This is a genomic window from Paenibacillus hodogayensis (assembly GCF_039536325.1).
Classification (GTDB): Bacteria; Bacillota; Bacilli; order Paenibacillales; family NBRC-103111; genus Paenibacillus_AB; species Paenibacillus_AB hodogayensis.
On sequence record NZ_BAAAYO010000002.1, the window covers coordinates 533,458 to 557,573 of the forward strand.

At 55.1% G+C, this 24,116-nt stretch carries 19 protein-coding genes, 1 pseudogene and 1 other annotated feature; of the genes and pseudogenes, 6 read left to right on the top strand and 14 right to left on the bottom strand.

Features of this window, described 5'->3' with window-relative positions; translation table 11 throughout:
• Window positions 1-167 precede the first annotated feature (167 nt).
• Together leuB and ABD796_RS07810 are read right to left on the bottom strand one after the other, a co-directional pair.
• Entirely contained in the window at window positions 168-1,247 is a 1,080-nt protein-coding gene (leuB, locus tag ABD796_RS07805) for a 3-isopropylmalate dehydrogenase (protein WP_344905475.1), read from the bottom strand.
• A gap of 213 nt (window positions 1,248-1,460) precedes the next feature.
• Window positions 1,461-2,483, bottom strand: coding sequence for a stalk domain-containing protein (locus tag ABD796_RS07810; protein WP_344905478.1), 1,023 nt, complete (start codon window positions 2,481-2,483; stop codon window positions 1,461-1,463).
• A 338-nt stretch (window positions 2,484-2,821) separates the two neighbouring features.
• On the opposite strand from ABD796_RS07810, the pseudogene ABD796_RS07815 reads away from it, so the two are divergent.
• Window positions 2,822-4,007: pseudogene (locus tag ABD796_RS07815) on the top strand (aminotransferase-like domain-containing protein).
• 204 nt (window positions 4,008-4,211) lie between these two features.
• On the opposite strand, the gene ABD796_RS07820 reads toward ABD796_RS07815, so the two are convergent.
• The 9 genes from ABD796_RS07820 to ABD796_RS07860 form a co-directional block, all read right to left on the bottom strand.
• Window positions 4,212-4,991, bottom strand: a complete 780-nt coding sequence (locus tag ABD796_RS07820) for a GNAT family N-acetyltransferase (RefSeq protein ID WP_344905481.1) — start codon at window positions 4,989-4,991, stop codon at window positions 4,212-4,214.
• A gap of 70 nt (window positions 4,992-5,061) precedes the next feature.
• Window positions 5,062-8,451 (bottom strand): Ig-like domain-containing protein, encoded by a 3,390-nt coding sequence (locus tag ABD796_RS07825; RefSeq protein ID WP_344905484.1) that lies wholly within the window; start codon window positions 8,449-8,451, stop codon window positions 5,062-5,064.
• Window positions 8,452-8,705: 254 nt separating this feature from the next.
• On the bottom strand, window positions 8,706-9,698 hold the full coding sequence (gene ilvC / locus ABD796_RS07830) for a ketol-acid reductoisomerase (RefSeq protein WP_344905487.1): 993 nt from the start codon (window positions 9,696-9,698) through the stop codon (window positions 8,706-8,708).
• A gap of 147 nt (window positions 9,699-9,845) precedes the next feature.
• Window positions 9,846-10,337 carry an acetolactate synthase small subunit gene (gene ilvN / locus ABD796_RS07835; RefSeq protein WP_344905490.1) on the bottom strand — a complete coding sequence of 164 codons (492 nt, stop codon included), beginning with the start codon at window positions 10,335-10,337 and terminating at the stop codon, window positions 9,846-9,848.
• The gene (gene ilvB / locus ABD796_RS07840) at window positions 10,334-12,079 is read right to left on the bottom strand and encodes a biosynthetic-type acetolactate synthase large subunit (protein ID WP_344905493.1); all 1,746 of its coding nucleotides are present in this window, start codon (window positions 12,077-12,079) and stop codon (window positions 10,334-10,336) included. Before ilvB ends, ilvN begins: the two co-directional genes overlap by 4 nt.
• A gap of 736 nt (window positions 12,080-12,815) precedes the next feature.
• Complete coding sequence (rplT, locus tag ABD796_RS07845; protein ID WP_344905496.1) at window positions 12,816-13,175, bottom strand: 50S ribosomal protein L20; 360 nt, start codon at window positions 13,173-13,175, stop codon at window positions 12,816-12,818.
• A 71-nt stretch (window positions 13,176-13,246) separates the two neighbouring features.
• Window positions 13,247-13,447, bottom strand: coding sequence for a 50S ribosomal protein L35 (gene rpmI, locus ABD796_RS07850; protein WP_344905499.1), 201 nt, complete (start codon window positions 13,445-13,447; stop codon window positions 13,247-13,249).
• A 22-nt stretch (window positions 13,448-13,469) separates the two neighbouring features.
• Complete coding sequence (infC, locus tag ABD796_RS07855) at window positions 13,470-13,970, bottom strand: translation initiation factor IF-3 (protein WP_344905502.1); 501 nt, start codon at window positions 13,968-13,970, stop codon at window positions 13,470-13,472.
• Between the two features lie 223 nt (window positions 13,971-14,193).
• Window positions 14,194-14,327, bottom strand: a sequence feature (ribosomal protein L20 leader region).
• 60 nt (window positions 14,328-14,387) lie between these two features.
• Window positions 14,388-15,626 (bottom strand): glycosyltransferase family 2 protein, encoded by a 1,239-nt coding sequence (locus tag ABD796_RS07860; RefSeq protein ID WP_344905505.1) that lies wholly within the window; start codon window positions 15,624-15,626, stop codon window positions 14,388-14,390.
• A gap of 707 nt (window positions 15,627-16,333) precedes the next feature.
• Here ABD796_RS07860 and ABD796_RS07865 point away from each other — a divergent pair.
• The 3 genes from ABD796_RS07865 (at window position 16,334) to ABD796_RS07875 (ending at window position 19,025) form a co-directional block, all read left to right on the top strand.
• Complete coding sequence (locus ABD796_RS07865; RefSeq protein ID WP_344905508.1) at window positions 16,334-16,861, top strand: phosphatase PAP2 family protein; 528 nt, start codon at window positions 16,334-16,336, stop codon at window positions 16,859-16,861.
• 58 nt (window positions 16,862-16,919) lie between these two features.
• A complete protein-coding gene (locus tag ABD796_RS07870; protein WP_344905511.1) occupies window positions 16,920-18,035 on the top strand; it encodes an MGDG synthase family glycosyltransferase in 1,116 nt (371 codons plus the stop codon).
• 246 nt (window positions 18,036-18,281) lie between these two features.
• Window positions 18,282-19,025, top strand: a complete 744-nt coding sequence (locus tag ABD796_RS07875) for a sulfite exporter TauE/SafE family protein (protein WP_344905514.1) — start codon at window positions 18,282-18,284, stop codon at window positions 19,023-19,025.
• An 82-nt stretch (window positions 19,026-19,107) separates the two neighbouring features.
• Here the strand turns inward: ABD796_RS07875 and trmB are convergent, their stop codons facing one another.
• Complete coding sequence (trmB, locus tag ABD796_RS07880; RefSeq protein WP_344905516.1) at window positions 19,108-19,851, bottom strand: tRNA (guanosine(46)-N7)-methyltransferase TrmB; 744 nt, start codon at window positions 19,849-19,851, stop codon at window positions 19,108-19,110.
• A 162-nt stretch (window positions 19,852-20,013) separates the two neighbouring features.
• Window positions 20,014-20,490, bottom strand: a complete 477-nt coding sequence (locus ABD796_RS07885; protein ID WP_344905519.1) for a hypothetical protein — start codon at window positions 20,488-20,490, stop codon at window positions 20,014-20,016.
• 88 nt (window positions 20,491-20,578) lie between these two features.
• Between ABD796_RS07885 and ABD796_RS07890 the strand changes: the two genes are divergently transcribed.
• Window positions 20,579-21,880 (top strand): DUF6612 family protein, encoded by a 1,302-nt coding sequence (locus ABD796_RS07890; RefSeq protein WP_344905522.1) that lies wholly within the window; start codon window positions 20,579-20,581, stop codon window positions 21,878-21,880.
• Window positions 21,881-22,016: 136 nt separating this feature from the next.
• A complete protein-coding gene (gene mnmL / locus ABD796_RS07895) occupies window positions 22,017-22,982 on the top strand; it encodes a tRNA modification radical SAM protein MnmL/YtqA (protein ID WP_344905525.1) in 966 nt (321 codons plus the stop codon).
• A 62-nt stretch (window positions 22,983-23,044) separates the two neighbouring features.
• Here the strand turns inward: mnmL and ABD796_RS07900 are convergent, their stop codons facing one another.
• Window positions 23,045-23,920: an AraC family transcriptional regulator gene (locus tag ABD796_RS07900; RefSeq protein WP_344905528.1), complete on the bottom strand. Its 876-nt coding sequence runs from the start codon at window positions 23,918-23,920 to the stop codon at window positions 23,045-23,047.
• Window positions 23,921-24,116: the final 196 nt, after the last annotated feature.

The following is a 24,116-nucleotide window of genomic DNA, read 5'->3' on the forward strand; positions in this document are numbered from 1 at the left end:
CCAAACTAATGATTGGGTTTATGTCTATCACGCTTAAAATCGTATCATTCCGTATACCGAAAGTCAATAACGATAAGAACTAGTAGTTAATATTTATTATTATTAATTTTTGAAGAAATCCCCTCGCAAGAAAGCTTGCAAGGGGGGATTCGGCGAGGCTTGTTTATTTATTTGCTCATAGCGGCAACGATCAAATCGCCCATCGCGGTTGTGCCGATCGCCTTGCTCTTGTCGACTGCGATATCTCCAGTGCGATGCCCGGCGTCCAGCACCGATTTGACCGCATTCTCGATGATGTCGCCCGCTTCCTGGTAGCCGAACGACAGCTTGAACATGAGAGCGACGGACAGAATGGTCGCGATCGGATTGGCGATGCCTTGTCCGGCGATGTCCGGCGCGGAGCCGTGTACGGGCTCGTACAGCCCGAAGCTGCCTTCGCCGAGCGAAGCCGACGACAGCATGCCGATCGAACCGGTCAACATGGCCGCTTCATCGCTGAGGATGTCGCCGAACATGTTTTCCGTCACGATGACGTCGAAGCTGGACGGACGGCGCAGCAATTGCATCGCGCAGTTGTCCACGAGCACATGCTCCAGCTCAACGTCCGGGTATTCCGGAGCGATCTTGTTGACCGTCTCGCGCCACAGGCGGGACGTTTCCAGCACGTTGGCCTTGTCGACCGAGCAAAGCTTCTTGCGGCGGGTGCGGGCGATTTGGAACGCTTGATGAACGATGCGCTCCACTTCTTTTACATTGTATACGCACGTGTCGACCGCTTCCTGACCGTTGTCGGTGTCGCGGCGGAACTTCTCGCCGAAGTAGATGCCTCCGGTCAGCTCGCGCACGACGATCAGGTCGGTGCCTTCCAGCACTTCCGGCTTCAGCGTCGACGCTTCCTTCAGACAGTCGAAAATAACGGCCGGACGAATGTTCGAGAACAGTCCGAGCGCTTTGCGGATGCCGAGCAAGCCGGTTTCCGGACGGAGCTCCTTCGGATTGTTGTCCCATTTCGGGCCGCCTACGGCGCCAAGCAGCACGGCGTCCGCGCGCTGGCACTTCTCCAGCGTGTCTTGCGGCAGCGGCGTGCCGGTTTCGTCGATCGCGATGCCGCCGAACAGACCGGTTTCCGTCTCGAACTTGTAGCCGAACAGTTCCTCGGTTTTCTTCAATACTTTGACCGCCTCGGCGACCACTTCCGGTCCGATGCCGTCGCCGGGAATAATTGCAATCTTTTTGGTTTCTGCCATAATTGACTCACTCCTGCCTATGAAATGTTCTCGAAACCCTGCTCCTAGCGCAATACTCTCATTGTCACACAAAAACCTTTAAACAGCAAAGATATAAAAGCTATTGTCCTTATAGGCAAACACAATAAGCGCTCTTCCGGGCGCTTATCGATTCCCCGCACCGCAAAGGACGATACCTTCCCGGCTCCTTAAAGGACTATTCCTCGCTTTGCACTAGCGCACATTGGCGCCGGGCGTCAGCGTGATGTTGCTGCGGGAAGGCTGCTTGAGTCCGTTCTCGGTCAAATATTGATCGACGATTTTATCGGCTTGAATCGTGCTCGTCAGCAGCCAATCAGCGTAGAGGTCGCCGAACTTCTCGGAGAACCATTCGCTCGTATACTGACTGAAACTGCCGAACAGCCGGTAAATCTGGCCGACCGTATTCGTGCGGGTGACCCCGCTGTCGTCGATCCACGTCACCTTTTGGTTCAGATCGACCTGCCGGATATCCACTATCTTCGTGCTCATGATCGAGCCATTAAGCTTGAAATAAATGTGGACGACCCCTTCGTACGGATGGCCCACCAGCAAGTTCCATCCGGTCATATCGCCGTCGGCGGGCACGGCGTACATGCCGCTTCCGCCCTCCGCCTGTGCGGGCTGCTCGGGTTGAACCGGCTGCTCGGGAGACGAAACCTGCTCTACGGCCGGAGCTGTTTCCTGAATGGCCCCCGGCGGGATTTTGCCGATGTAGGCCGTCGACGAAGGCGCGTCATAGAAAAGCTCCAGCTCCAGAATATCGGCCACGGCCCGCAGCGGAACGTAGGTGCGCCCGTTATACAGCAAATTGCTGGTTTTGACCTTCTCCAAGTTTACCATAAGCGTAATTGCATCGAATTCGACCGGTATCGATTCCGTTCTCTTGGGCTCCAGCACGTCATCCTTCGCATTATCCGTCTCAGCGGCGCGGACGCCCGGTTCTTTTTGACCTGCGGGCACGAAGCCGATATTGGCGATTTTCTCCTTAGGGTAGAACGCGACCGGCAAGTTGTACATCATTTCCGCCAGGTTGCGAATCGGCACATACGTCGTCCCGTCATACAAAATCGTGTTTCCCGTCGCCTCTTTGCCATCCACTTTGATATGAATTTCGTTGAAAGCGACCGGAATTGTTTTCGAGCTTTCCGCCAAAGCCGTCCCGGGCAGCAGAAGCGCTGCCGCCGTTACGCATCCGACGATCCATTTTTTCAGCATACTTTCTCTTCTCCTTCGTTGTTGTCCTTGTACAAAGTCAGACCTAAAAACCTATTCGAACAGTAAACTTCCGAATACGCGAGACAGGCCCCGGCTTGTACGGATCATTTTCTAAGCTTCGACAAATTATGAGTGAATATCAGGAACATTTTACCACAGTGTAGGTCATTTGTTACAGAAACAATTCTATATCTTTCAACGGATTTACCAAGCTGCCGAGACGAATCATCAGAAGCGGCGTTCCTTTGCGCCTCAAGACTAAACGGCATTAGAATACGGTCGGAAAAAGGAGTACAATGACCGTATGTGACCACACATTGGCGAAGGGAGCAACTGGCATGAACTATACGTTTTCCAGTTTTACAGACGGTTTAAAATCGTCCGCCGTACGCGATATTTTAAAGCTGACTCAGGGCAATTCGATCATCTCGCTGGCCGGCGGGCTTCCGGCCGAGGATTATTTCCCGATGGAGGCCGTGAAGGAAGCGTTTGAACGCGTCTTTCAGACGGGCGGGCTCGCTGCAATACGGGCTGACAGAAGGCTACACGCCGCTGCGCGAAGCGATCTGCGACCGCATGTCCCGCAAAGGCATTCACGCCAAGCCGGAGAACGTGCTCATTACGACCGGTTCCCAGCAGGCGATTTACTTGCTCACCCGCATTTATTTGAGTGCCGGAGACGTCGTGCTCGTCGAGAATCCGACTTATTTGGCAGCACTGCAAATATTCAAGGCAAGCGGAGTGCAGGTCGTCGGCGTGGACGCGGATCAGGACGGCATGCGCATGGACGATCTGGAAACCAAGCTGAAGCAGTACCGGCCGAAGCTCGTATACGTAACGCCGACATTCGCCAACCCGACGGGAAAAGTATGGAGCTTGGAGCGCCGCAAAGGGCTGCTCGCGCTCTGTAAGCCGAACAATGTGCTCATTCTGGAAGACGATCCTTACGGCGAGATCCAGTTCAATGCGAATGCGCACTATCCGTCCATCCTTTCTTTGGACGAGCATCCGGAAAACAGCGCCGTCCTGTACACGAGCACGTTTTCCAAAACAGTCGTTCCGGCTCTTCGGACCGGCTGGATCGTCGGCGATACCCGCGTTATCGGCCAGATGGCCAAAGCGAAGCAGGCGGTCGACCTCCATTCCAGCACGATCGATCAGCAAGCGCTTTACCAATTGTTGACCCACTACGACCTGGACGCCCATATCCAGACGATTCGCGACGAGTACCGCAGCCGGATGGAGCTGATGAAGTCGCTGCTGCTGGACGCCCGCTTCTCGGAGCTGCGCTGGAACGAGCCGCAAGGCGGCATGTTTTTCTGGGTCGAGCTGCCGGAAGCGATCGACGCCTCCGAGCTGCTCAAGAAAGCCGTGGAGCAAGGCGTCGCCTTCGTGCCCGGCCTCGACTTTTACGCCGAGCATCCGCGCCGCAACACCTTGCGCCTGAACTTTACGCATACGGACAGCGCCAATATGAAGATCGGCCTCGACCGGCTGGCCGAAGCACTTATCTCCTACAAATAGGGGGTATGAACTAGTACAAAGTCAGACCTTAAACGGTATTCGTGAAATGGACCAACCCCTTGCACAGCAAGGGATCGAGCCTTCCGGAATACATAGGATTGGCTCTGACTTGTACTAGAACGCATCAGCATACCCGGCCTGAGACGACATCGCCAAGTCTGAAGGATAGTAGTAACGCTATCCCGATCAGTCTTGGCGAGTTTTTTATTTCGTATCGGCTACATAATGATCCAGCTTCACGAACGGAAGCAGTCCGAGCGATTCCGCCAGACGAATCGACGCCCCATTCGTCTCCGCCACCTGATACCGCGGCGTCAGCCCTTTCCGCAGCAGATGATGGAGAGCCGTGCCGACTACGCGCTTCGCAAGTCCGCTCCCTCTTCGCCGCTCGACTGTATGAACGGCCCCGACCTCCCATATGCGTCCGTAGTTCGGAAACGCCATACAAGCGCTGACTGCCGCCCCACGCTCCCAAATCGCATAAGATACGGCCCCGCCTTTAAAATAACTCTCGATCTCCTTTCGCCCATAGCCTTGACCCGTCCACAACTCGACCAACTCCTCATCAAGCTCATGGTTCGCCGTTACTCCGGCATCGGATTTATACACAGCTGCCGGGGAACAAGTATACGACCAGTAGGTTCTCGCATGACGAAGCTGCATCCACCCGGACAACCGCTCGGCGCACCCGGCTCTTTGCAGCTTCAGCACCACTTTCGTTTGCGCAGGCAACCGCTCGAGGAGCAAAGGAAGTACGGCATCGTCCGAATAGTCCAGAAAGACGACATACCGCGTCTCCGGATACGTGTGCGAATCATACACCGAAGCCTCCGTAGGAAGGAGGAGCAGTACACCGGCATGATTATTTTTCCGGACGATATGGCTTTCTACCTTGTTCTGGTACATATCCATCATCTTCAGGAGCGTGACGTTTGCCATCAAGTCCCTCTCCAACAGCTCTACCACATTGGCTCCATGTTCCATAGCTTGCTTCCTCCGCCATCATTTTGAATAAAAAGACCTTCTGCCACGAAGGGCAAAAGGTCTTTTCGTCTTATTTCACTATGACTTTAATCGCAACGGACTTGCCGCCAAACTTGGCCGTAATGGAGGCATTGCCTTTCTCGTAAGCGGTAATCGTGCCGTCTATCACATCGACCAATGTATCGCGCGAGCTTTTCCATTCCGAACGATCGGTCACATCGCCGATCGTACCGTCCTTGTAAGTGGCAGACAACGTTACTTTCTTTTTCTCGCCAACCTTCATCTCAATCGTCTTGACGTTGGATTTCAAATATTTCAGCGCGTCCACTTCAACGGCCACGGATACGCTCTTGCCGCCAAACTTGGCGGTAATAGACGTTTTCCCGTAACCGGCCGCGGATACGAGTCCGGAATCGGAGACATCCGCCACCTTGAAGCTGCGGGACGTCCACTCCGCCTCATTGCTGACGTCCTGCGTCGTACCGTCGGAGAACGTCGCGGTCAACACCAGACGCTCGGTCTGACCTGATTTCAGCTGCAGCTCTTTTTTGTTAGCCGTCAGCTTGACCGGATAGTCGACTTCAACCGGTATCGTCAGGCTTTTGCTTCCGTATTTGGCGACCAACGACGTTTTGCCGCGATCGTAGGCCGTCACTTGACCGTTGGACACATCGGCAACTTTCGTCGATTGCACCGACCAGTTCGTTTTCGACGTTACATCCTCCGTCGTGCCGTCCGAATAGGTCGCCGTCAACGTTACTTGCTCGCTTTGGCCTTTACGCATCACAACGCTGCGGTGGCTGGCGGTCAGCTTGTCCGCAAGCTCGACCTGAGCCGCGGCGGTTACGCTTTTCTCACCGAACTTGGCGGTAATCGTCGCTTTCCCGGAGCTTAGGGCGGTAACAACACCTCGGGATACTTCCGCCACCGCGGCCGACGAGCTTGACCACTCCGCCGTATCGGTTACATCCTTGATCGTGCCGTCCTTGTATTTGGCCGTAACGGTGAGCTGCTTGCGCTCGTCTTCCTTCATCACAAGCGTCTTCTCGCTGATCGTGAGCGTGTCCAACGCTCCGACGCTGACCGAAATTTTCACCGTTTTGCTGCCGTATTTAGCCGTTATCGTCGCTTCGCCGCGGTCGACGGCCGTAATCGTTCCGTCCACGACAGTGGCGAACGCCGCGTTGCTTGTCGTCCATTCTGCCTTCTCGGTCACATCGCCTGTCGTCTCGTCGGAATAGGTAGCGGTCAGCTTGACCTTCGCCGTATTGCCCGGCTGCAGATCGAACTTAACCTGATCCGCGATCAGCTTCGTCGCCGGATCCACTTCCACGCTAACGGTGACGGTTTTATCGCCATATTTGGCTGTAATCGTCGCGACTCCCGAATCGATGCCCTTAACGCTTCCCTTCGTAACGACCGCGGTGCCCATCTCGTCGGACGTCCACTCCGCTTCGTTGGTCACCGTCTCCTTCGAGCCGTCGGCATAAGTCGCTTCCAGCTTCAACGCTTTCGTCTCGCCCTTGCGCATGGACAGCGACTTTGGATCGACAGTCAGCTTGCGGGCTACGCTGACATCTACCATAACGGTAGCCGTCTGAGAGCCATAGGTGGCCGTAATGGTCGCTTGGCCCGATTTGTACGCGACAAGCTTGCCCTTGTCGACTCCGACGACCGTGCCGGCATCCGAGCTCCACTCGGCGGCGTCGGTAATATCGACTTCATTGCCGTCGGCATAAGTAGCCTTTAGCTCCAACTTCTCGCTGCCGTTCACTTTCAAGAACAAATCGGTTTTGTTGATCTTCAGTTTTTTCACGATTTCCACGTAAACCGGAATGGTCACCGTCTTCTCGCCGAAGGCGGCCGTGATGACAGCCTGCCCGCTGTCCAACGCGGTCACCATCCCTTTGTATACGCTGGCGATGTCTTTATGATCGGAGCTCCACTCCGCTTGCTGGGTGACGTCCTCCGTTTTGCCGTCGGCATACGTGACCGTCAACGTAATCTGCTTGGACGCATTCAGCTTCAGCTCCAGCTTGGCGCTGTCCGCTTTCAACGTTTGAGTCGTATCCACGCTCACCGGAATCGTAACCGTCTTGTCACCGTAATTGGCGGTTATCGTTGCTTCCCCTTTGGAATACGCGTATACGGTCCCCTTGGAAACGTAAGCTACGCTGTCATCGTCGGAGAACCAGTCGGCTTTGGCCGTTACATCCTCGGTTTTGCCGTCGGCTAACGTAGCGGTCAGCTTGACCGACTCCGTCTTGCCTTTGCGCATCTGCAGATCGGTAACGCTGGCTTCCAGCTTCCGCGCGACTCCGCCATCAACGTTAATTTTGGCGGTTTTGCCTCCGTATTTGGCCGTAATCGTCGCCCGGCCAATCGTATTCGACAAAATAAGTCCTTTTTCCACCTCAACGATCGCATCGTCGCTGCTATCCCATTCCGCCTTGTCCGTCACGTCGGCAGAAGAGCCGTCCGCATAAGTCGCGGTCAGCTTCACCTGCTTCGTGCCGTCCGGCTGGAGGAACAGATCGGTCACGTCGGTTTCCAGTTTGCGGACCGTCTCCACGTTGACCGTAATGACGGCGCTTTTCCCGCCGTAAGAAGCTTTAATCGTCGTCTGGCCCGGTCCGTAGGCGGTAATGACACCTTTGAACGCATCGGCGACGCTGCCGTTCGTGGACGACCAGACCGCTTTGTCGAATACGTCCTCGGACACGCCGTTCTCGAACATCGCCATCAAGCTGACCGTCTTCTGGGTACCCGCCCGCAAATCGATGCTCGTCGGGTCCGGATCGAGCCGACGCACCTTGTCGATGCTAACCGGGATCGTTACCGTTTTGCCGCCGTACGTGGCGAAGATGTTCGTATCGCCCGAGGCGATCGCGGTCACTTTGCCGTTAATGACGTCGGCAATGCCTTGGTTCTCCGAGGACCATTCCGACTGGTTCGTCACGTCAGCCACATTGCCGTCCGTATACGTAGCCGTCAAATTCACCTGCTCGGAGACGCCGACCCTCATGGACAGCTCCTGCTTGCTCTTGCTCAAGCTGCGGACCTTCTTCACGACCTTGACATTCACAAACTCCGTCTTACCCATATAAGTAGCCTTGATCAGTGCCGTTCCTTCCGCTTTGCCGGCAATGGCTCCGGCATAAGCCGTTGCGATGGCGGCGTTGTCGCTGCTCCAATCGGTCTTGATCGTCGCATCGGATGTGGAGCCGCTCACGAAGATGGCCGTAGCGGTCAAGGTATACGTATCGCCTACAGAAATGTTCACTTCATTCTTGGATAACACGAGACGCGAAATTTCGTCTGCGGCCAAAGCTTGTCCGGCTGCCGGACCGATGGCGATCGCAAGCATGATCAGCAGCTGCATCAGCAGCCTCGGCGCATGGAAGCCGCGGAAGCGGCGTTTGCCGGCTTTCGCCGTTCTCGTTTCAGTCACTTGGGTCATTCCTGTTCTCCCATCCCTTCCCATGTAGAGAAACACCTCACGGGCGTCTCCGTTAAATGCGTACCCAATCGATGCCCCTTTCTGAGCAAAGTCTCCCTAACTCTCTTTATCGACACATTCAGCCAAAAAATTTAGATCGTTCTTTTTCTTCATCCGTAAACCTTTTGCTCCACCCAATCGTCTAATAAGGTTATGCCTAACAACAAAAAAGGGTCCAATCCCCCTGAACGGGGGATTGGACCTTTTATCGCTTCTTACTTCTTGATCCAGTGCATCATTTCACGCAGCTGACGACCGACGGTTTCGAGCTGGTGCTCGGACTCGCGGCGGCGTGTAGCAGTGAAGAACGCGCGGTTCGATTGGTTTTCGAGGATGAAGTTGCGCGCGAACGTACCGTTTTGGATATCTTCGAGCACTTTCTTCATTTCTTTCTTCGTTTCGTCCGTTACGACGCGAGGCCCGGTGACATAGTCTCCGTATTCAGCCGTGTTGGAGATCGAATGGCGCATAGCCGCGAGGCCGCCTTCGTACATCAGGTCGACGATCAGCTTCAGCTCATGCAAGCATTCGAAGTAGGCGATCTCCGGTTGGTAACCGGCTTCCACAAGCGTTTCGAAGCCTGCTTTAACCAGAGCGGAAGTACCGCCGCACAGTACGGCTTGCTCGCCGAACAGGTCGGTTTCGGTTTCTTCGCGGAACGTCGTTTCGATAACTCCTGCGCGGGTACAACCAATACCTTTTGCATAGGCCAATCCGAGATCTTTCGCTTTACCGGATGCGTCTTGGTAAATGGCGATCAGGCCCGGTACGCCGAAGCCTTCTACGTATACGCGGCGAACGAGGTGACCCGGCGATTTGGGAGCGACCATGAATACGTCCGTGTCAGCGTTCGGCACGATTTGGCCGAAATGGATGTTGAAGCCATGGGAGAAAACGAGAGCCGCGCCTTTTTTCAGGTTCGGAGCGATTTCTTCATTGTATACTTTCGCTTGCGTTTCGTCCGGCATCAAAATTTGCACGAGGTCGGCGCGGCTTGCCGCTTCGCCTACGGATACAACTTCGAAACCGTCGTTTTTCGCCTGTTCCCAGGAACGGCCTTGACGGAGACCGACGATTACTTTTACGCCGCTGTCGCGCAGGTTTTGCGCTTGGGCATGTCCTTGGCTGCCGTAACCGATAATGGCAACCGTTTTGCCGGAAAGTATGCTCAAGTCTGCGTCTTTTTCATAATACATTGTAACTGCCATGGGATAATTTCCTCCTCGATCTTTTTAACAACCCTGTGAGCGGGCGTCCGAACGGGCGAAACCGGGACGCCGATCGTTTCTCCTGTACAAGTCGATCACAGCTCGTCCTCTCGGACCCCCGCTCACGGGGCAGTCGTCGTTATCATTTTATTTCACGGCTCCGCGAATCATCGCGGTCACGCCGGTGCGGGAAAACTCGCGAATGCCGTAAGGCTTGAGCAGCTCGGCCATTGCATCGATCTTGTGGGTATCCCCGACCGCCTGAACGATCAGTGAAGACGGACCGATATCTACGACGGCCGCGCGGAACGTCTCGACGATGCCGAGAATTTCCGGGCGCATGCTCGGTTCGGCGCTTACCTTGATCAGCGCCAGCTCGCGGGCAACCATCGGATGCGAGCTCAGGTCGACGACCTTGATGACGTCGATCAGTTTATACAGCTGCTTCTGTACTTGCTCCAGCGTCCGTTCGTCGCCGGTCGTCACGATCACCATGCGGGACAAGCCGGATTCTTCGGATTCGCCTACCGTAATGCTCTCGATATTGAACCCTCTGCGTCCGAACAAGCCCGAAACCCGCTGCAGAACGCCGGGCTGATTGTTGACCAAGACGGAAATGGTATGTTTTGTCGCACTCATTCCGAATCCCCCAGTATCATCTGACTTAACGTGCTGCCTGCCGTTACCATCGGAAACACGTTCTCTCCTTTCGGCACGACGAAGTCGATGACGACCGGTCCGGGAGTATCAAGCGCTTCCTGCCAAGCTTTGCGCGCTTCCTCTTTGTTCGTCGCCCGCAGTCCTTTCACCCCGTAAGCTTCCGCCAGCTTGACGAAGTCCGGGCTTCCCGCCAGATCGATATGGCTGTACTTGCGGTCGTATATAATTTCCTGCCATTGCCGTACCATCCCGAGCACCTGGTTGTTGATGATGACGACCTTGACCGGAATGTTGTTGATGGCGCATATGGCGAGCTCCTGGGAGCACATCTGTATGCCGCCGTCGCCGTTGATCGAGACGACCAGCTTATCGGGATTGCCGATCTGCGCGCCGATCGCCGAAGGGAATCCAAATCCCATCGTGCCGAGTCCGCCGGACGAAATAAGCGAGCGCGGATTTTGGAATTTGTAGTATTGCGCCACCCACATCTGATGCTGGCCGACGTCGGTCGTCACGATCGCTTCGCCCTTCGTCGTCTCGCTGATCATATCGATAACGAATTGCGGCTTCAGCTCGTCTTCGGAGTCCTTGTACTTCAGCGGGTATTGAGCCTTCAGCGCATCGATCTCCCCGATCCAGGAAGCAGAGCGGGCCGTCTTGGCTTTCAGATTCGCCGCCTGAAGAACGGCCTTGATGTCGCCGACGACCGGAATGTCGGTTTTGACGTTTTTGCCGATTTCCGCCGGGTCTACGTCAATATGAGCGACCATCTTGACGTTCGGCGCGAAACCGTCCAGATTCATCGTTACCCGGTCGTCGAAACGCGAGCCGATGGAGATCAGCAGGTCCGCATGCTGGATCGCATGGTTCGCCGTATAGGTGCCATGCATGCCCGGCATGCCCATCCACCGCGCATGAGCGCTTGGGAAGCCGCCCAGGCCAAGGAATGTCGTCGTGACCGGAATATTCGTCTTCTCGACAAATTCGATCAGCTCCGGAGCCGCGTTCGCGTAAACAACCCCGCCGCCGGCAATGATGACCGGACGTTCCGCCGCTTCGATAGCTTGAAGCAGCTTGTCGATTTGCAGCTTGTTCGGTTGAACTGTCGGGTTGTAACCGCGGATTTCGACCGAATCGGGATAAGTGAACGTTGTTTTGTTCGCCGATACGTCCTTCGGTATATCGATCAGAACCGGACCTTTCCGGCCTGTATTGGCGATATGGAACGCTTCGTGAATCGTACGCGCCAAATCGTCGACGTTGCGTACCAGATAGCTATGCTTCGTGATCGGCATTGTGATGCCAGTAATATCCGCTTCCTGGAAGGCGTCAGTCCCGATGAGGTTCGTGGCCACATTGCCGGTAATGACCACAAGCGGCACCGAATCCATATAAGCGGTGGCGATTCCGGTCACCAGATTGGTGGCTCCAGGACCGGATGTGGCGATACAGACGCCCACATTGCCGGTAGACCTCGCATATCCGTCGGCCGCGTGAATCGCGCCTTGTTCGTGGCGGGTAAGCAAATGCTTGAAGTCGGGATTGCCGTGCATCGCGTCGTAAATGTACAGTACGGCGCCGCCCGGGTAGCCGAAGACGCAGTCCACTCCCTCCAAAAGCAGCGAACGAAGCAGTATTTCCGACCCGGAGATCGTATCCGGCTGAAGCAGCTTGCGGCGAAGTTGTTCCTTAGACAGTGCAGCTTCCAATTGAGCACACATAAGTGACCCTCCTCTCAAAGTTTGGACAAACGTCATGCGTCGGACATGAAACAAGAAAACCATCTATCGATGTATTTCGGTGATGAACGTCCGCTTTTATCGGAAGTTTTTCTTGGTAAAAGATGCTGCATTCCGCTTTAGCGCTTTAGCGAAAGTAAACAATCCTTTAACGTCCAAAAAACCCCTTTCGTCCGTGGCGCACAATATGCGCGAACGGGACGAAAGGGGTTCATTCTTCCGTGGTACCACCCAATTTTGCCATGCGCTTCACAGCACATAGCCTTAGCAAGTAAAAGACGCCTCGAGATCGCCTATACTTACAGCACGGTAACGTGTGCCATTCCGATTTTCCCTAATAGCGCGGCATCCGCAAGGGGTTACCGTTTTTCAGGAAAACAGCTCCGAGGTGAGCTCGTCGACAAGGGATTATGGCTTAGGTTTCAGCACATCCATAAGCTCTCTGGTACATAAGAGCCCTCATCACTTCGTCCTCTTCATAGCCGATAACGCAATAAGTAATAATGTTAGACTTTATTATAGCACTCGCTGCGGAATAGTCAATACCCTGTCTGCAATTGTCCGAAACAGAAGCGCCGGCACCTCGGTGAGCCTGCATACCAAGCGTTCGCCGGTGTGCTTGAAGACGGAAGGTAGCGAGCGCTTCACGCTTCCGCAACACGAACAAAAGCCGGTACGCCCTCGCGGGCGCACCGGCTTTACCGGAAATCTATACGATTTAGGCGTTCACTTTTTGCTTGGCAGTGTCGGCCAGGCTCGTGAAAGCTTTCGAATCGTTAACGGCCAGGTCGGCCAGCATTTTGCGGTTTACTTCGATACCGGCTAGTTTCAGGCCATGCATCAGCTTGCTGTAGGACAAGCCGTTCAAGCGCGCAGCCGCATTGATCCGCACGATCCACAATTTGCGGAAGTTGCGTTTCGTTTGACGACGGTCGCGGTATGCGTACAGCAGCGACTTCATAACTTGCTCTTTGGCTGTTTTAAACAGCGTGCGTTTGGAACCGTAGTAACCTCTTGCCAATTTCAATATTTTTTTGCGACGACGTGCGCGGACGATTCCGCCTTTTACCCTTGCCATGTGTGGGATACCTCCTGAGCGTTATTGAGCCTTGCGAACGAGGCTCCTGCAATATCTTAGTAAGAAGCGGTTTATTTCAGGTTGGCGATTTGCTGCTTCAAGCGAGCCACGTCGCCTTTTGCCATGATCGGGGATTTGCCGAGACGCTGCTTTTGGCTCTTGGCTTTGCCCTGCATCAGATGGTTTTGGTAAGCTTTTTGTCTTCTTACTTTACCGGTAGCGGTAACTTTGATGCGGTCCTTCAAGCTGCTGTGCGTTTTCATCTTAGGCATATGGAAAGTCCTCCTCGTAAGATTAGCTTTGCGGTTTCGGAGACAAAATCATGATCATGCTGCGGCCTTCCAGCTTCGGCCGGCGTTCGACGACCGAATCGTTCTCGACCTCCGCCGCCATTCGCTCCAGCACCTTTTGACCGATATCGGCGTGGGTGATTTCGCGGCCGCGGAAACGGACCGAGAGCTTCACCTTGTCGCCTTCGCTCAAAAATTTAATGACGTTGCGAAGTTTGGTCTGGAAGTCGTGCTCGTCGATCGTGGCCGTCAGACGAATTTCCTTGATTTCCACGATCTTTTGATTTTTGCGTGCCTCTTTCTCTTTCTTCTGCATCTCGTAACGGTATTTGCCGTAGTCCATGATGCGGCATACCGGCGGCTTTGCTGTCGGCGCGACATTCACAAGATCGAGACTGGCTTCGGCGGCAAGCTGCATCGCTTCGCGAAACAGTTTAATGCCAAGCTGCTCGCCTTCGGCACCGATAAGACGGACTTCCTTCGCGCGAATTTCGTCATTGATCAAATGGTCTTTACTAATCGTATTCCACCTCCTAAGTATTCCCCGAAAGTAACGCCAGACTTCGAGGCCGTTCCGGGCGCTGTTCGGGGGAAGCCCCCGGAAACTTTCGCCTCCCATCAACCTTTACCCTAAAAGCGGCGCTATGCTTCAAGGTGATTCCGGGTACTTTCGGGGCAACCCGGAACAGCCCGATCCGCTCAAGGGGACGACCCCGCTTGCGCATATAAAATCAAAAAAGATGCGGACGGTAATACGCCCACATCTTACGATGACAAATAGAACAACTAAGGTTCCGTTCCGTCGTATGTACCCGCCGATAAATTCGGCCAAGGTGAGAAGCGGGCGCTTCTGCTTGTTTACGCTTATGAACACCTTATACACTATACCACCGGTCATGACCGATGTCAACAGCCCTGTTCCTTATACTTGCTTGCTCTTCACGTCTTCCAGACGAATGACCCGCGTATGCTGCGTATGACTCCACTGCTTGTTGTTTTGCGTGAAGAACGCGTATAGCGTAATCGGCCACCAAGAAGCGAGGTAGACCGGGTACAGGATCAAGGATGCGTACATTTTCCACGACTTGACTTTCTCGAAAGCCATTGCGAGCGGGAAGCCCAGATAGACGAGCGCGGTGACGACAATCATCAGCCACGTCGGCAAGTAATCGTACAGCGACGTAAAATGGCGGGTGCCCGGCAAAGCGACGTCCACCCACAGGATGGCGCTGAATACGAATCCGAGCAGCACGTTATAAACGTTAAACGTATAAATGGCGGTATCGATCTTCGCCCAGCTGCGCTCTTTGATGCCCTGCCACAGCAACGGGAAGAAGTAACGGCGCGCGACGTCGAAATGCCCTTGCATCCAGCGCAGTCTTTGTCTCGCCGAAGCTTTGAACGTCAGCGGCTTCTCGTCGTAGACCTTGGCCTCGTAGCTCATCGTCGGATTGATGCCGCGCTTGACGCAGCGGACCGTAAACTCCAGATCCTCGACGAGGCTCGTAGCGCCCCAGCCCATTTCCTTCAGAAGAGCGGATTCGAAACACATGCCCGTGCCGCCCAGGAAGTTCGCCAGCTTCAGATTCGTGCGGGGCAGCTGCCACAACCGGTTACAGAACCAGTACGTGATGGCGTAAGCGGCGGTAATCCACGAATCGCCCGGGTTTTTCGTATCCAGGTAAGCCTGGATGACGCGCGAGCCGGAGCACAGCTCGTTGTTCATATGCTGCAGGAAATCGGCATTGACCAGATTGTCGGCATCGAGGATGACGACGCCGTCGTACGATTTCGGCATTTTCCATAATTCCTTGAGCATCCATTCGATGGCGTACCCTTTGCCGCGCAGGCTCGGGTTGTTGCGTACACAGGCGTAAACGCCCATTTGCTTGGAAATCTCGGCAGTACGGTCGGAGCAGTTGTCGCAAATGACGAATACGTCGTACAGCTCTTTCGGGTAATCCAACTGCTTCAGATTATCGATCAGCGCCCCGACGACTTTCTCCTCGTTGTGAGCGGCTATGAGGACCGCAAACCTTTTCTGGGCGTTGAAGTGCGAGGTGCGTTTTTTCCGATAAAACCCGAAGAACGAGAAAAACAAAGCGTATCCTCCGAGAATGGCCAGAAGCACCTGCACGGTGAGAATGACGATGTCCAGCATGTTGATGTGGGACCCCCTTACTTCCGAATGTTCTCTCTACCTGCGCTCATAATTCGATCGATTCATTTCCGTCATTGTGTACCGGCCTTTTAACGTACACGGGTCGTTTGTTGAATTTGACGTAGCCGAATATGATTTTCCTCTTTTTGTTTGGTTTTGTCAAAATCGCTATAGGTCTTGATTCTGTCGGTTTGATGAAGAAAACGGTATTCCGGCGATTGGGAAACGCAGGCTCGCGCGTTCCAGCAGATTCCTTCTTATTCTCGTCAAATTACGCTCATTTTACTACTTCGTTACAGAAATATTACAGAAATATTACAAAAATATTTTTTTCGCGTATGCCGCCGCCCCCATTATTATACTTGGCAGCCCGCCCCCAAACAACCTTGTACAGGTCCTATTTTTGTTCATACAGTTCGGACGGATTCGACTTTTTCCTACGGATGACGCGGTTTTCTGCCCCGTGGAAGCCGCTTGCAGCCTCTCCTCCGACCGCGACCCTCGCCTATAGCCGGCTTCAATAGCTAAGACGCTTTTGGATGCCAAATGGTTGCATCCGCCTTCATTTTAATGCGCCAAGACACAAATCACGGCCCGTTTTCCGCAGCATCGATTTGATGCCGGCTTAACACTCCGGAAACATTTGCGGCTTACAATGGGAGCGTAAGAACGCTCTAAACCGCATGAGAAACGGGAGGGGTCGGAAAATGGGCCGAATGGCGCGATGGCTGCTGCAGACGGAACATCGGCTTTTTTATGTCTTTAACCACAAAATGAAGCATTCAATCTTCGATACGATATTTTCTTGGATCACTCATATGGGCGGCGCGACGTTCACGATTACGGCCGCCATTCTGATCGGCCTGTCCGGCGGCGATACATGGAGCTCGGCGGGATGGCAAAGCCTGGCCGCGCTGGCGTTCAGCCACATTCCAGTGGCCGTCATGAAGCGCGCTTACCCGCGAAGACGCCCGTACCTCGTCTTACCCGAAGCACATACCTGCACCAAGCCGCTGAAAGACCATTCCTTTCCGTCCGGACACTCCACCGCGATTTTTTCCGTCGTCACCCCGCTGATCGCCGCCGTTCCGGGATGCGGACTCTTCCTGCTCCCGTTGGCCGGTCTGGTCAGCCTTTCGCGGATTTATCTCGGCCTGCATTATCCGTCGGATTGCGCGGCCGGCATCACGCTCGGCACGTGCGCGGGTCTCGGGGTGGTTGCAATGTTCGCTTGAAATCGATTATTGTTAGGATATTCTAACAACCTTTATTGTTAAAGGTCAGGTGACGATCTTGCGAAAGAAACGGATCTTGCTGCTTTCCGAAGGATTCGGGGCCGGACACACCCAGGCGGCGCACGCCTTGTCCGTCGGACTCCGCCAGCTCTCCCCGGATTTGCAGACGCGCGTACTGGAGCTGGGAGCTTTCCTGCACCCTACGCTTGCGCGCCTGGCCGCTTCGGCATACCGGAAAACGATCATATCCCAACCGAAGCTGTATGGCTTCGTCTACCGCAAGCAATACAAAAAATCGTTGAACCGGCTTGCCCGGCTGGCCTTGCATCGCCTCTTCTACGGACAGACGATGGAAGTGATCAAGCAATTGAAGCCCGATACGATTGTCTGCACCCATCCGTTCCCAAGCGCCGTCGTCGCACGTTTGAAGCGCGCCGGACTGTCGGTGCCGCTGTGCACCGTCATAACCGACTACGATGCGCATGGAACCTGGATCAATCCGGAAGTGAACAAGTACCTCGTCTCCACCGAGGAAGTGAAACGGAAGCTGCTGCTGCGCGGCGTTCCTGAATCCCGCATCGAGGTGACCGGCATTCCGGTCCACCCGAACTTCTGGCAGCATCACAACAAGGAGGAGCTGCGGCTCCGCTTCGGTCTGAAGCCGCTGCCGACCGTGTTGGTCATGGGCGGCGGATGGGGCCTGCTGCAGCACGAAGAGCTGCTCCAGCATATGCTCGGCTGGCGCGACCGCGTGCAATTTCTGCTGTGCATGGGCAACAATGAGAAGGCGCTTGCCCGGCTCGCGGAAGATCCCCAGTTCGACCATCCGAACGTCAAATTGCTCGGATTTACGCGAGAAATCGACAAGCTGATGGAAGTATCCGATCTGCTGATTACGAAGCCCGGCGGCATGACGTGTACGGAAGGGCTGGCCAAAGGCTTGCCGATGCTGTTCTACAGCCCGATTCCCGGCCAAGAGGAAGAAAACTGCCACTACTTCACGGAAATGGGCTTCGGCGAGCAGATCAAATCGTTCTCGACCGTGGATTACTGGTTCGGGAAGCTGACCGGCTCGGCCCCGATTGCGGAACGGCAGAGCTCCTTTATCCCCGATCCGCCTCCGGCTTACAACCCGATTACTTGCCATCAGGCTATCATGCAAATGCTGTCGTAATGCTGCGGCTCCTCGCCCGCATTCGGCGGCGTTGAAGACAAATGCGAAATAAGAACGGAGCTGTCCCGAACCGACTCGGGCACTGCTCCGTTTTCCTATTTTGGCCGGAAGCACGATCGCAGCGCTGCGAAATTTGCAGTATCCGCAGGCTTGCCCGCTATGGTATTCTTGGCTTGCCGCAAGATCGAACGTGACCTATGCCTTGCGGCAACAGAACTGACGCGCGAATCGGGAGTGGACTCGACTATGGAATTAAACTGGACGCAACTCATCCTCGCCCTGCTGGCCGCCGTGATGACCGGCTTTTCCAAGACCGGCGTACCGGGAGCGGGTATATTCGGCGTTGCCGTCATGGCCTCGATCTTTCCGGCCAAGCAATCGGTCGGCATGCTGCTGCCGATGCTGATCACCGCGGACATCGTGGCCGTCTCGTATTACCGCAAAGCCGTCGTTTGGAAGCATCTGATCGTGCTCATTCCTTGGGTACTCGGGGGAATCGTCCTAGGCTTCTTCGTTATGGAGCATATCGGAGACGGCTCGCTTTCTGTCATGCTGGGCGTGCTGATCTTGTCCCTGCTTGCCCTTCATCTCGGGAAAGACCGGCTGGAGCGCAAGCTCAACTTCCCGTTTACGCAAACCGTCTATTTTCAGGCGTCCATGGGCGTTCTGGCCGGCTTTACGACGATGGTCGGCAATGTGGCCGGAGCGATCATGACGCTCTATTTGCTGTCCAGAGGGCTGCAGAAAAAAGAATTTATCGGCACGGGGGCCTGGTTCTTTCTGGCCGTCAACCTGATCAAAGTACCGTTCAACGCCTACCTGGGCTTGATTACGGCGGACACCCTCGTCTTCGCCGCCTGGATGGCCGTTCCGATTCTGCTCGGCGCCTGGGCCGGTATCCGCATCGTCCCGAAAATACCGCAGGCGGCGTTCCAAGCCGCCATTCTGATCCTGACCGCCCTCGGAGCGGTCCGGCTGCTCTTCGTCTAGGGCTGGTCCATTTCTGCGCAAAAAGCCCCGTACGAGGGACGACGGCGATTCCGTCTCCCTCATGCTGGGCTTGTTCATTTATTCAAGAGCCGACCGTTTGTGCGGTATCCGGACTTGCTGCCGTTTCCTTGCGCATCCGTTCGCGGTCCGCCGCCAGGGCGTCCGGGCCGATGACCGCTTCCAACCGGTAGATGGGCATCTGCTGCTCGTAAAACTTGCTTTCGTATTCGGTCATGACATTGTCCGCAGCGGGTCCGTCCTTATGCAGATCCAAGGAAATATGCCGCAGCCGGATGTTCAAATCCGCGAACGAATTGAGCGAAAACTCGAACAAGGAACGGGAATCGGTCTTGAAATGGATCTCGCCGAGCCGGTCCAGCACGTGCATGTATTGCTCGATGAAGCCGGCATGGGTCAGCCTGCGGCGGGCGTGTTTCTTCTTCGGCCACGGATCGCTGAAATTCAGGTAGATGCGGCGAAGCTCGCCCTCGGCGAATACGTCCCCGATATGCTCGATATTAAACAGCGCCAGCGCCAGATTGTCCGGAGCGCTTCCGTCCTCGCGGGCCGCGGCGATTCTCGCCTTCTCGCTCGCCCGGCGGATCAGCTCGTCGTACATGTCCACGCCGATGAAGTTGTATTCGGGGTGCAGCACGCTCATCCCGCTTATAAATTTCCCTTTGCCCATGCCGAGCTCGACATGAATCGGCTTGTCGTTGCCGAACCATTCGGCCCAACGGCCTTTCCATTCCGCCGGATTCATGACGACCAGATCTTCCTGCTTCTCGATCGTCTCGCGTATCCCTTTCCTGCCTCGCAAACGCATTCGCATTATCCTCCACTGATGAATTGCCTGTACGACTTCTCATCTTAGACGATTTTCCGGCAAAAGAAAAGCGCCGGTTCGCGCAAAAAAAGAGCGCCTCCTCCCGCATCGAAACGATACCGCGGGTAGACGGCGCTCTCTTCCATGTCCCTGCTGCGGGACTTATAAATCAAGCGAATGGTAATGCAGGTGGTCGCTTTGCGGAATCATTTTGCGTTCCAGTACCTTTTGCACTTTCTTCTTCGCGCTTAAAGCAACCTTGCTCTCCGGACGGAAACGCATTCCGCCGCTGAGCGCCATCGCTTCTTTCACCGTCAGCTCAACCATTACCGTATCGTTGCCGTTTGGAATCTCAAACGTCGTGTTCATGGACCTCACCTCGATAAAGGATTTTGTACCAGTATGCCCTGAATCAACGAATTGCAGAAGAAGCTGCGAGAAATTGCGACTTGTAAAGGTTTTCTTGGTTTTAATATAACACATCATGTAAGGTATTGCAAGCGGAAAAACCGCGCCGCTGCGCCTTTTTTTCGGGTTTGGACTTCCTCGAATCGCGTCGAAACCTGGCCCTGATTTTAGTTGCGTTTCCCCCTTCTCCAAAGCCCCGTTTCCGGCCTTTTCGAAACCTTTGGCCGTCAAAATCGTATTAACTTAAGACCGGCACGGCCTGTCCGTTCAGGGATATTCGTGTCGGAAAACCGGTTTTACGGATAGGAGAGTAGTGCACATGAAAAAATCTTTACCTGTCGCTTCTGCCGCTTTGCTGGCTTTGGCGCTGACCGCCACAAGCGTCTCTGCTGCGGATGCTGCGAAGGACACGCCTGTCACTCGCGGACAATTTATGAAACAGGTCGCCGACTATTTGCAATTATCGCCTCAATCCAAAGACGCCGCCCTGCCGAGCGATGTCGGAGCCCAATCGGAATATGCCGCGCCCGTGCGCGCCTTGATCGAAAGACATATTATTGACGGTTATCCCGACGGTACGTTCCGTCCGGATCAGCCGATCACGCAGTTGGAAGCCGGCTACATACTGGCCCGATTCCTCGGGCTCGACGACAACAACGCCCTGACACAGCTGGAATCCAAATTCGGCATTCGCTTCGCCGACGCGACGCTCGTCCTGCCGGACGCGGCGCAGCAAGCGATCCGCACCTCGCTGCAGAACGACGCCAAAGTGCTCGAATGGCTGAAGCAGTCTTCCTTGAAGCAAGCCGGATTGAAAACGTACAAGGTCGACATGGAGCAGGTCATGAACATGCGGCTGAAAGACGGCGCAGCCGAGGCGGCGGGACTCGGAGCGGACGGTCTGCGGACGTCGGCCAAAAGCTCCATCGCCTTCGATATGGAGAAAGGGATGCATATGATCACCCACATGACCAATCCCGTTCCCGGCGCATCGGATACGCTCGAGATGGAGCAGTACATCGTGCCCGAGGGCAGCTTCATGAAAATGCCCGGCATCACCGCCTCGGGCGGCTGGGTGAATATGTCGAAGCAAATGCCGTTTAGCTTCGAGCAGCTGATGCAATTGCAGAAGGATAGCGCTTCGATGAACCAGGCTTTGCTGCAAAACACGTTCTTCTACCGCGATCTCGGAACCGAGCAGGTTGACGGCAAGACGCTGCGGAAAATTGCCGTGAACGGGAAAATACACGACTTCAAGCAAATCATGACTTCCCTCGGCTCGTCCTTGAACGACGCAAGCTTTTCGCAAATGCTGGAGTCGGGCGCCGAAGAGCTGAAAAACATGTCGCTTTCGATGAACGGCACGCTGTGGCTGGACGACGCGACCCAGCTTACGACTAAGACCGAGCTTTCGATGAACGTCGCCTATGGTGCTACGGAAGCGATGCCGCTCGAAGGCATGGATATGACTGTTTCGGCGACGTACTCGGATTACGACAAGCCGGTACAGGTCGTGCTGCCGGAAGAAGCCAAAAAGGCTCCGGAACTTGCCGATACGCTTCCGATCGCTCCGGACGCCCCCAACGGCCCGGATGCCGCTGTCGCCCCGGCAACCAAGTAATCGCATCGAACGCAAGCCCTTTTCGGCGCTTTGAAGGCCGGGGAGGGCTTTTTAAGTTGCCCGCTACTCTGGTACAATAGAGGAATCGAACGGGAACGATCCCGCTCTCTCATATGCAAAGGAGCTAGACAGGACGATGAGCGTACTTCCTTCCGCCGTCACGCCCCGTCTCTGGGGAGACAAGCGGTTTCATACGTGGAATACCGAAATGCGCGAGCAATTCGGCACTAAAGTGTTCAAGGTCATGCTGGATGCCGGGTTTACGTGCCCGAACCGGGACGGGCGGATCGCCACGGGCGGCTGTACGTTTTGCAGCGCCAGAGGGTCCGGCGATTTTGCCGGCAGCCGCCGCGACGACCTGGTCACCCAATTTAACAAAATCCGCGACCTGCAGCACAAAAAATGGCCGGAAGCTCAGTACATCGGCTACTTTCAGGCGTACACGAACACCTATGCGCCCGTGGATGAGCTGCGCGAATATTACGAAGTCATTTTGCAGCAGCCGGGCGTCGTCGGCCTGTCGATTGCGACGCGCCCGGACTGCCTGCCCGACGATGTAGTTGATTACTTGGCCGAGCTGAACGAACGTACTTACTTGTGGGTGGAGATGGGCTTGCAGACGGTGCACGAGACCACGTCCGTGCTCATTAACCGCGCTCACGACACGCGCTGCTACGAGGAAGCGGTCGAGAAGCTGCGGAGGCGCGGAATCCGCGTGTGCGCGCATATCATCTACGGCTTGCCGGGCGAGACGCATGACATGATGCTCGATACCGCCCGGGCTGTGGCTCGTATGGACGTGCAGGGCATCAAGGTGCATCTGCTTCACCTGATGCGCAAGACGCCGATGGTCAAGCAGTACGAGGCGGGGCTCGTCCGCTTTCTCGAGAAGGACGAATATGTCAAGCTGGTGGTCGATACGTTGGAGCTGCTGCCGCCGGATATGATCGTGCACCGCCTCACCGGCGACGCTCCGCGCGACCTGCTAATCGGGCCGATGTGGAGCTTGAAGAAATGGGAAGTGCTGAACGCGATCGATGCCGAGCTTGTCTCCAGAAGCACTTGGCAAGGCAAGCAATGGACCGGCGCCGACGTTAAGTAAACGGGTACGACAAAAACCTCTTTTTTCCGGCAACCGTCGGGAGAAGGAGGTTTTTTGACCTGTCAATCGATAATTTGCAGATGACGATGATCGTGCAGATCGTTCAAGCCTTTACGGTAATCTGTCGGCGAAGCTCCGGCATACTGACGGAATACTTTGCCGAAATAACTGACGTTGTCGAACGCCAGCCGGCGCGATATATCCTCCACCGGCAGCGCCGTATTCCTCAGCAGCCGCGCCGCTTCCTCAACGCGGATTTTACGCAGATAGTGGACCGGGGAGATGCCCGTATACATCTTGAACACTTTGCAAAAATGATGCTTGGACAACCCGGCCGAGGCGGCGATATCGTCCAGACTGACCGGAACGCCGAGATGCCGTTCCATATACCGCTTAGCCGTCTGCAGCGACTCGGGCATCGGCTCGGCGATCCGGTCACGTCCCTCCGCAAGCCTCTCCAGCGCCATTATCCATTCGAACAAACGCAGAGACATCCGGTACTTGTCGCGGAATTCCTGCTCTGCCGCATCCCGGTACATGCTCCACATGAGCCGGATCGGCTCGGAATCTTCGCGGAACGAGGCGACGGCCCCGAAGGAGCGGATAAAATGCTGCCAATACGAGGCCGTCTCGCCGCCCGTCGAACGAATCCATATAAATTCCCAGGGCTTCTGGCCGTTCGGCGGGTAAAAGTAACGATGCTCGCTCGGAATCGTGACGAAAAAGCCGTGATGCTTCGGCAGCGTGTAAGTCTCTCCGCCGATCGCAATCGCCCCTTCTCCGGACAGCGTGTACTGGAACAAATGCCCCCCTCCGGGACGTCTCATGCCGTCCTGTCCGTACGAGCCGTCGAGAGCTACGCCGCAGCCGATCGATTCTATCGCGTACAACCGCTCCGAAACGTGCTCGCCCCTTTGAAACCCATAGGAAGTATGCATAATAAATTACTACTCCAATCTCAATTTATTACTGTTGAAACCTTCTACAGAGCAGAGTAACTTTAAGAATATAGTTCAAAATGAACAACAATATTATAGCACAGATTAGAAAGGAAGCTGAAAGTTCATGCCATCTATCGAGCCTTCCTCCAAACCTGTCGTACCTGCTACGCGGCTGTTCGTGCCGTTATTGTCG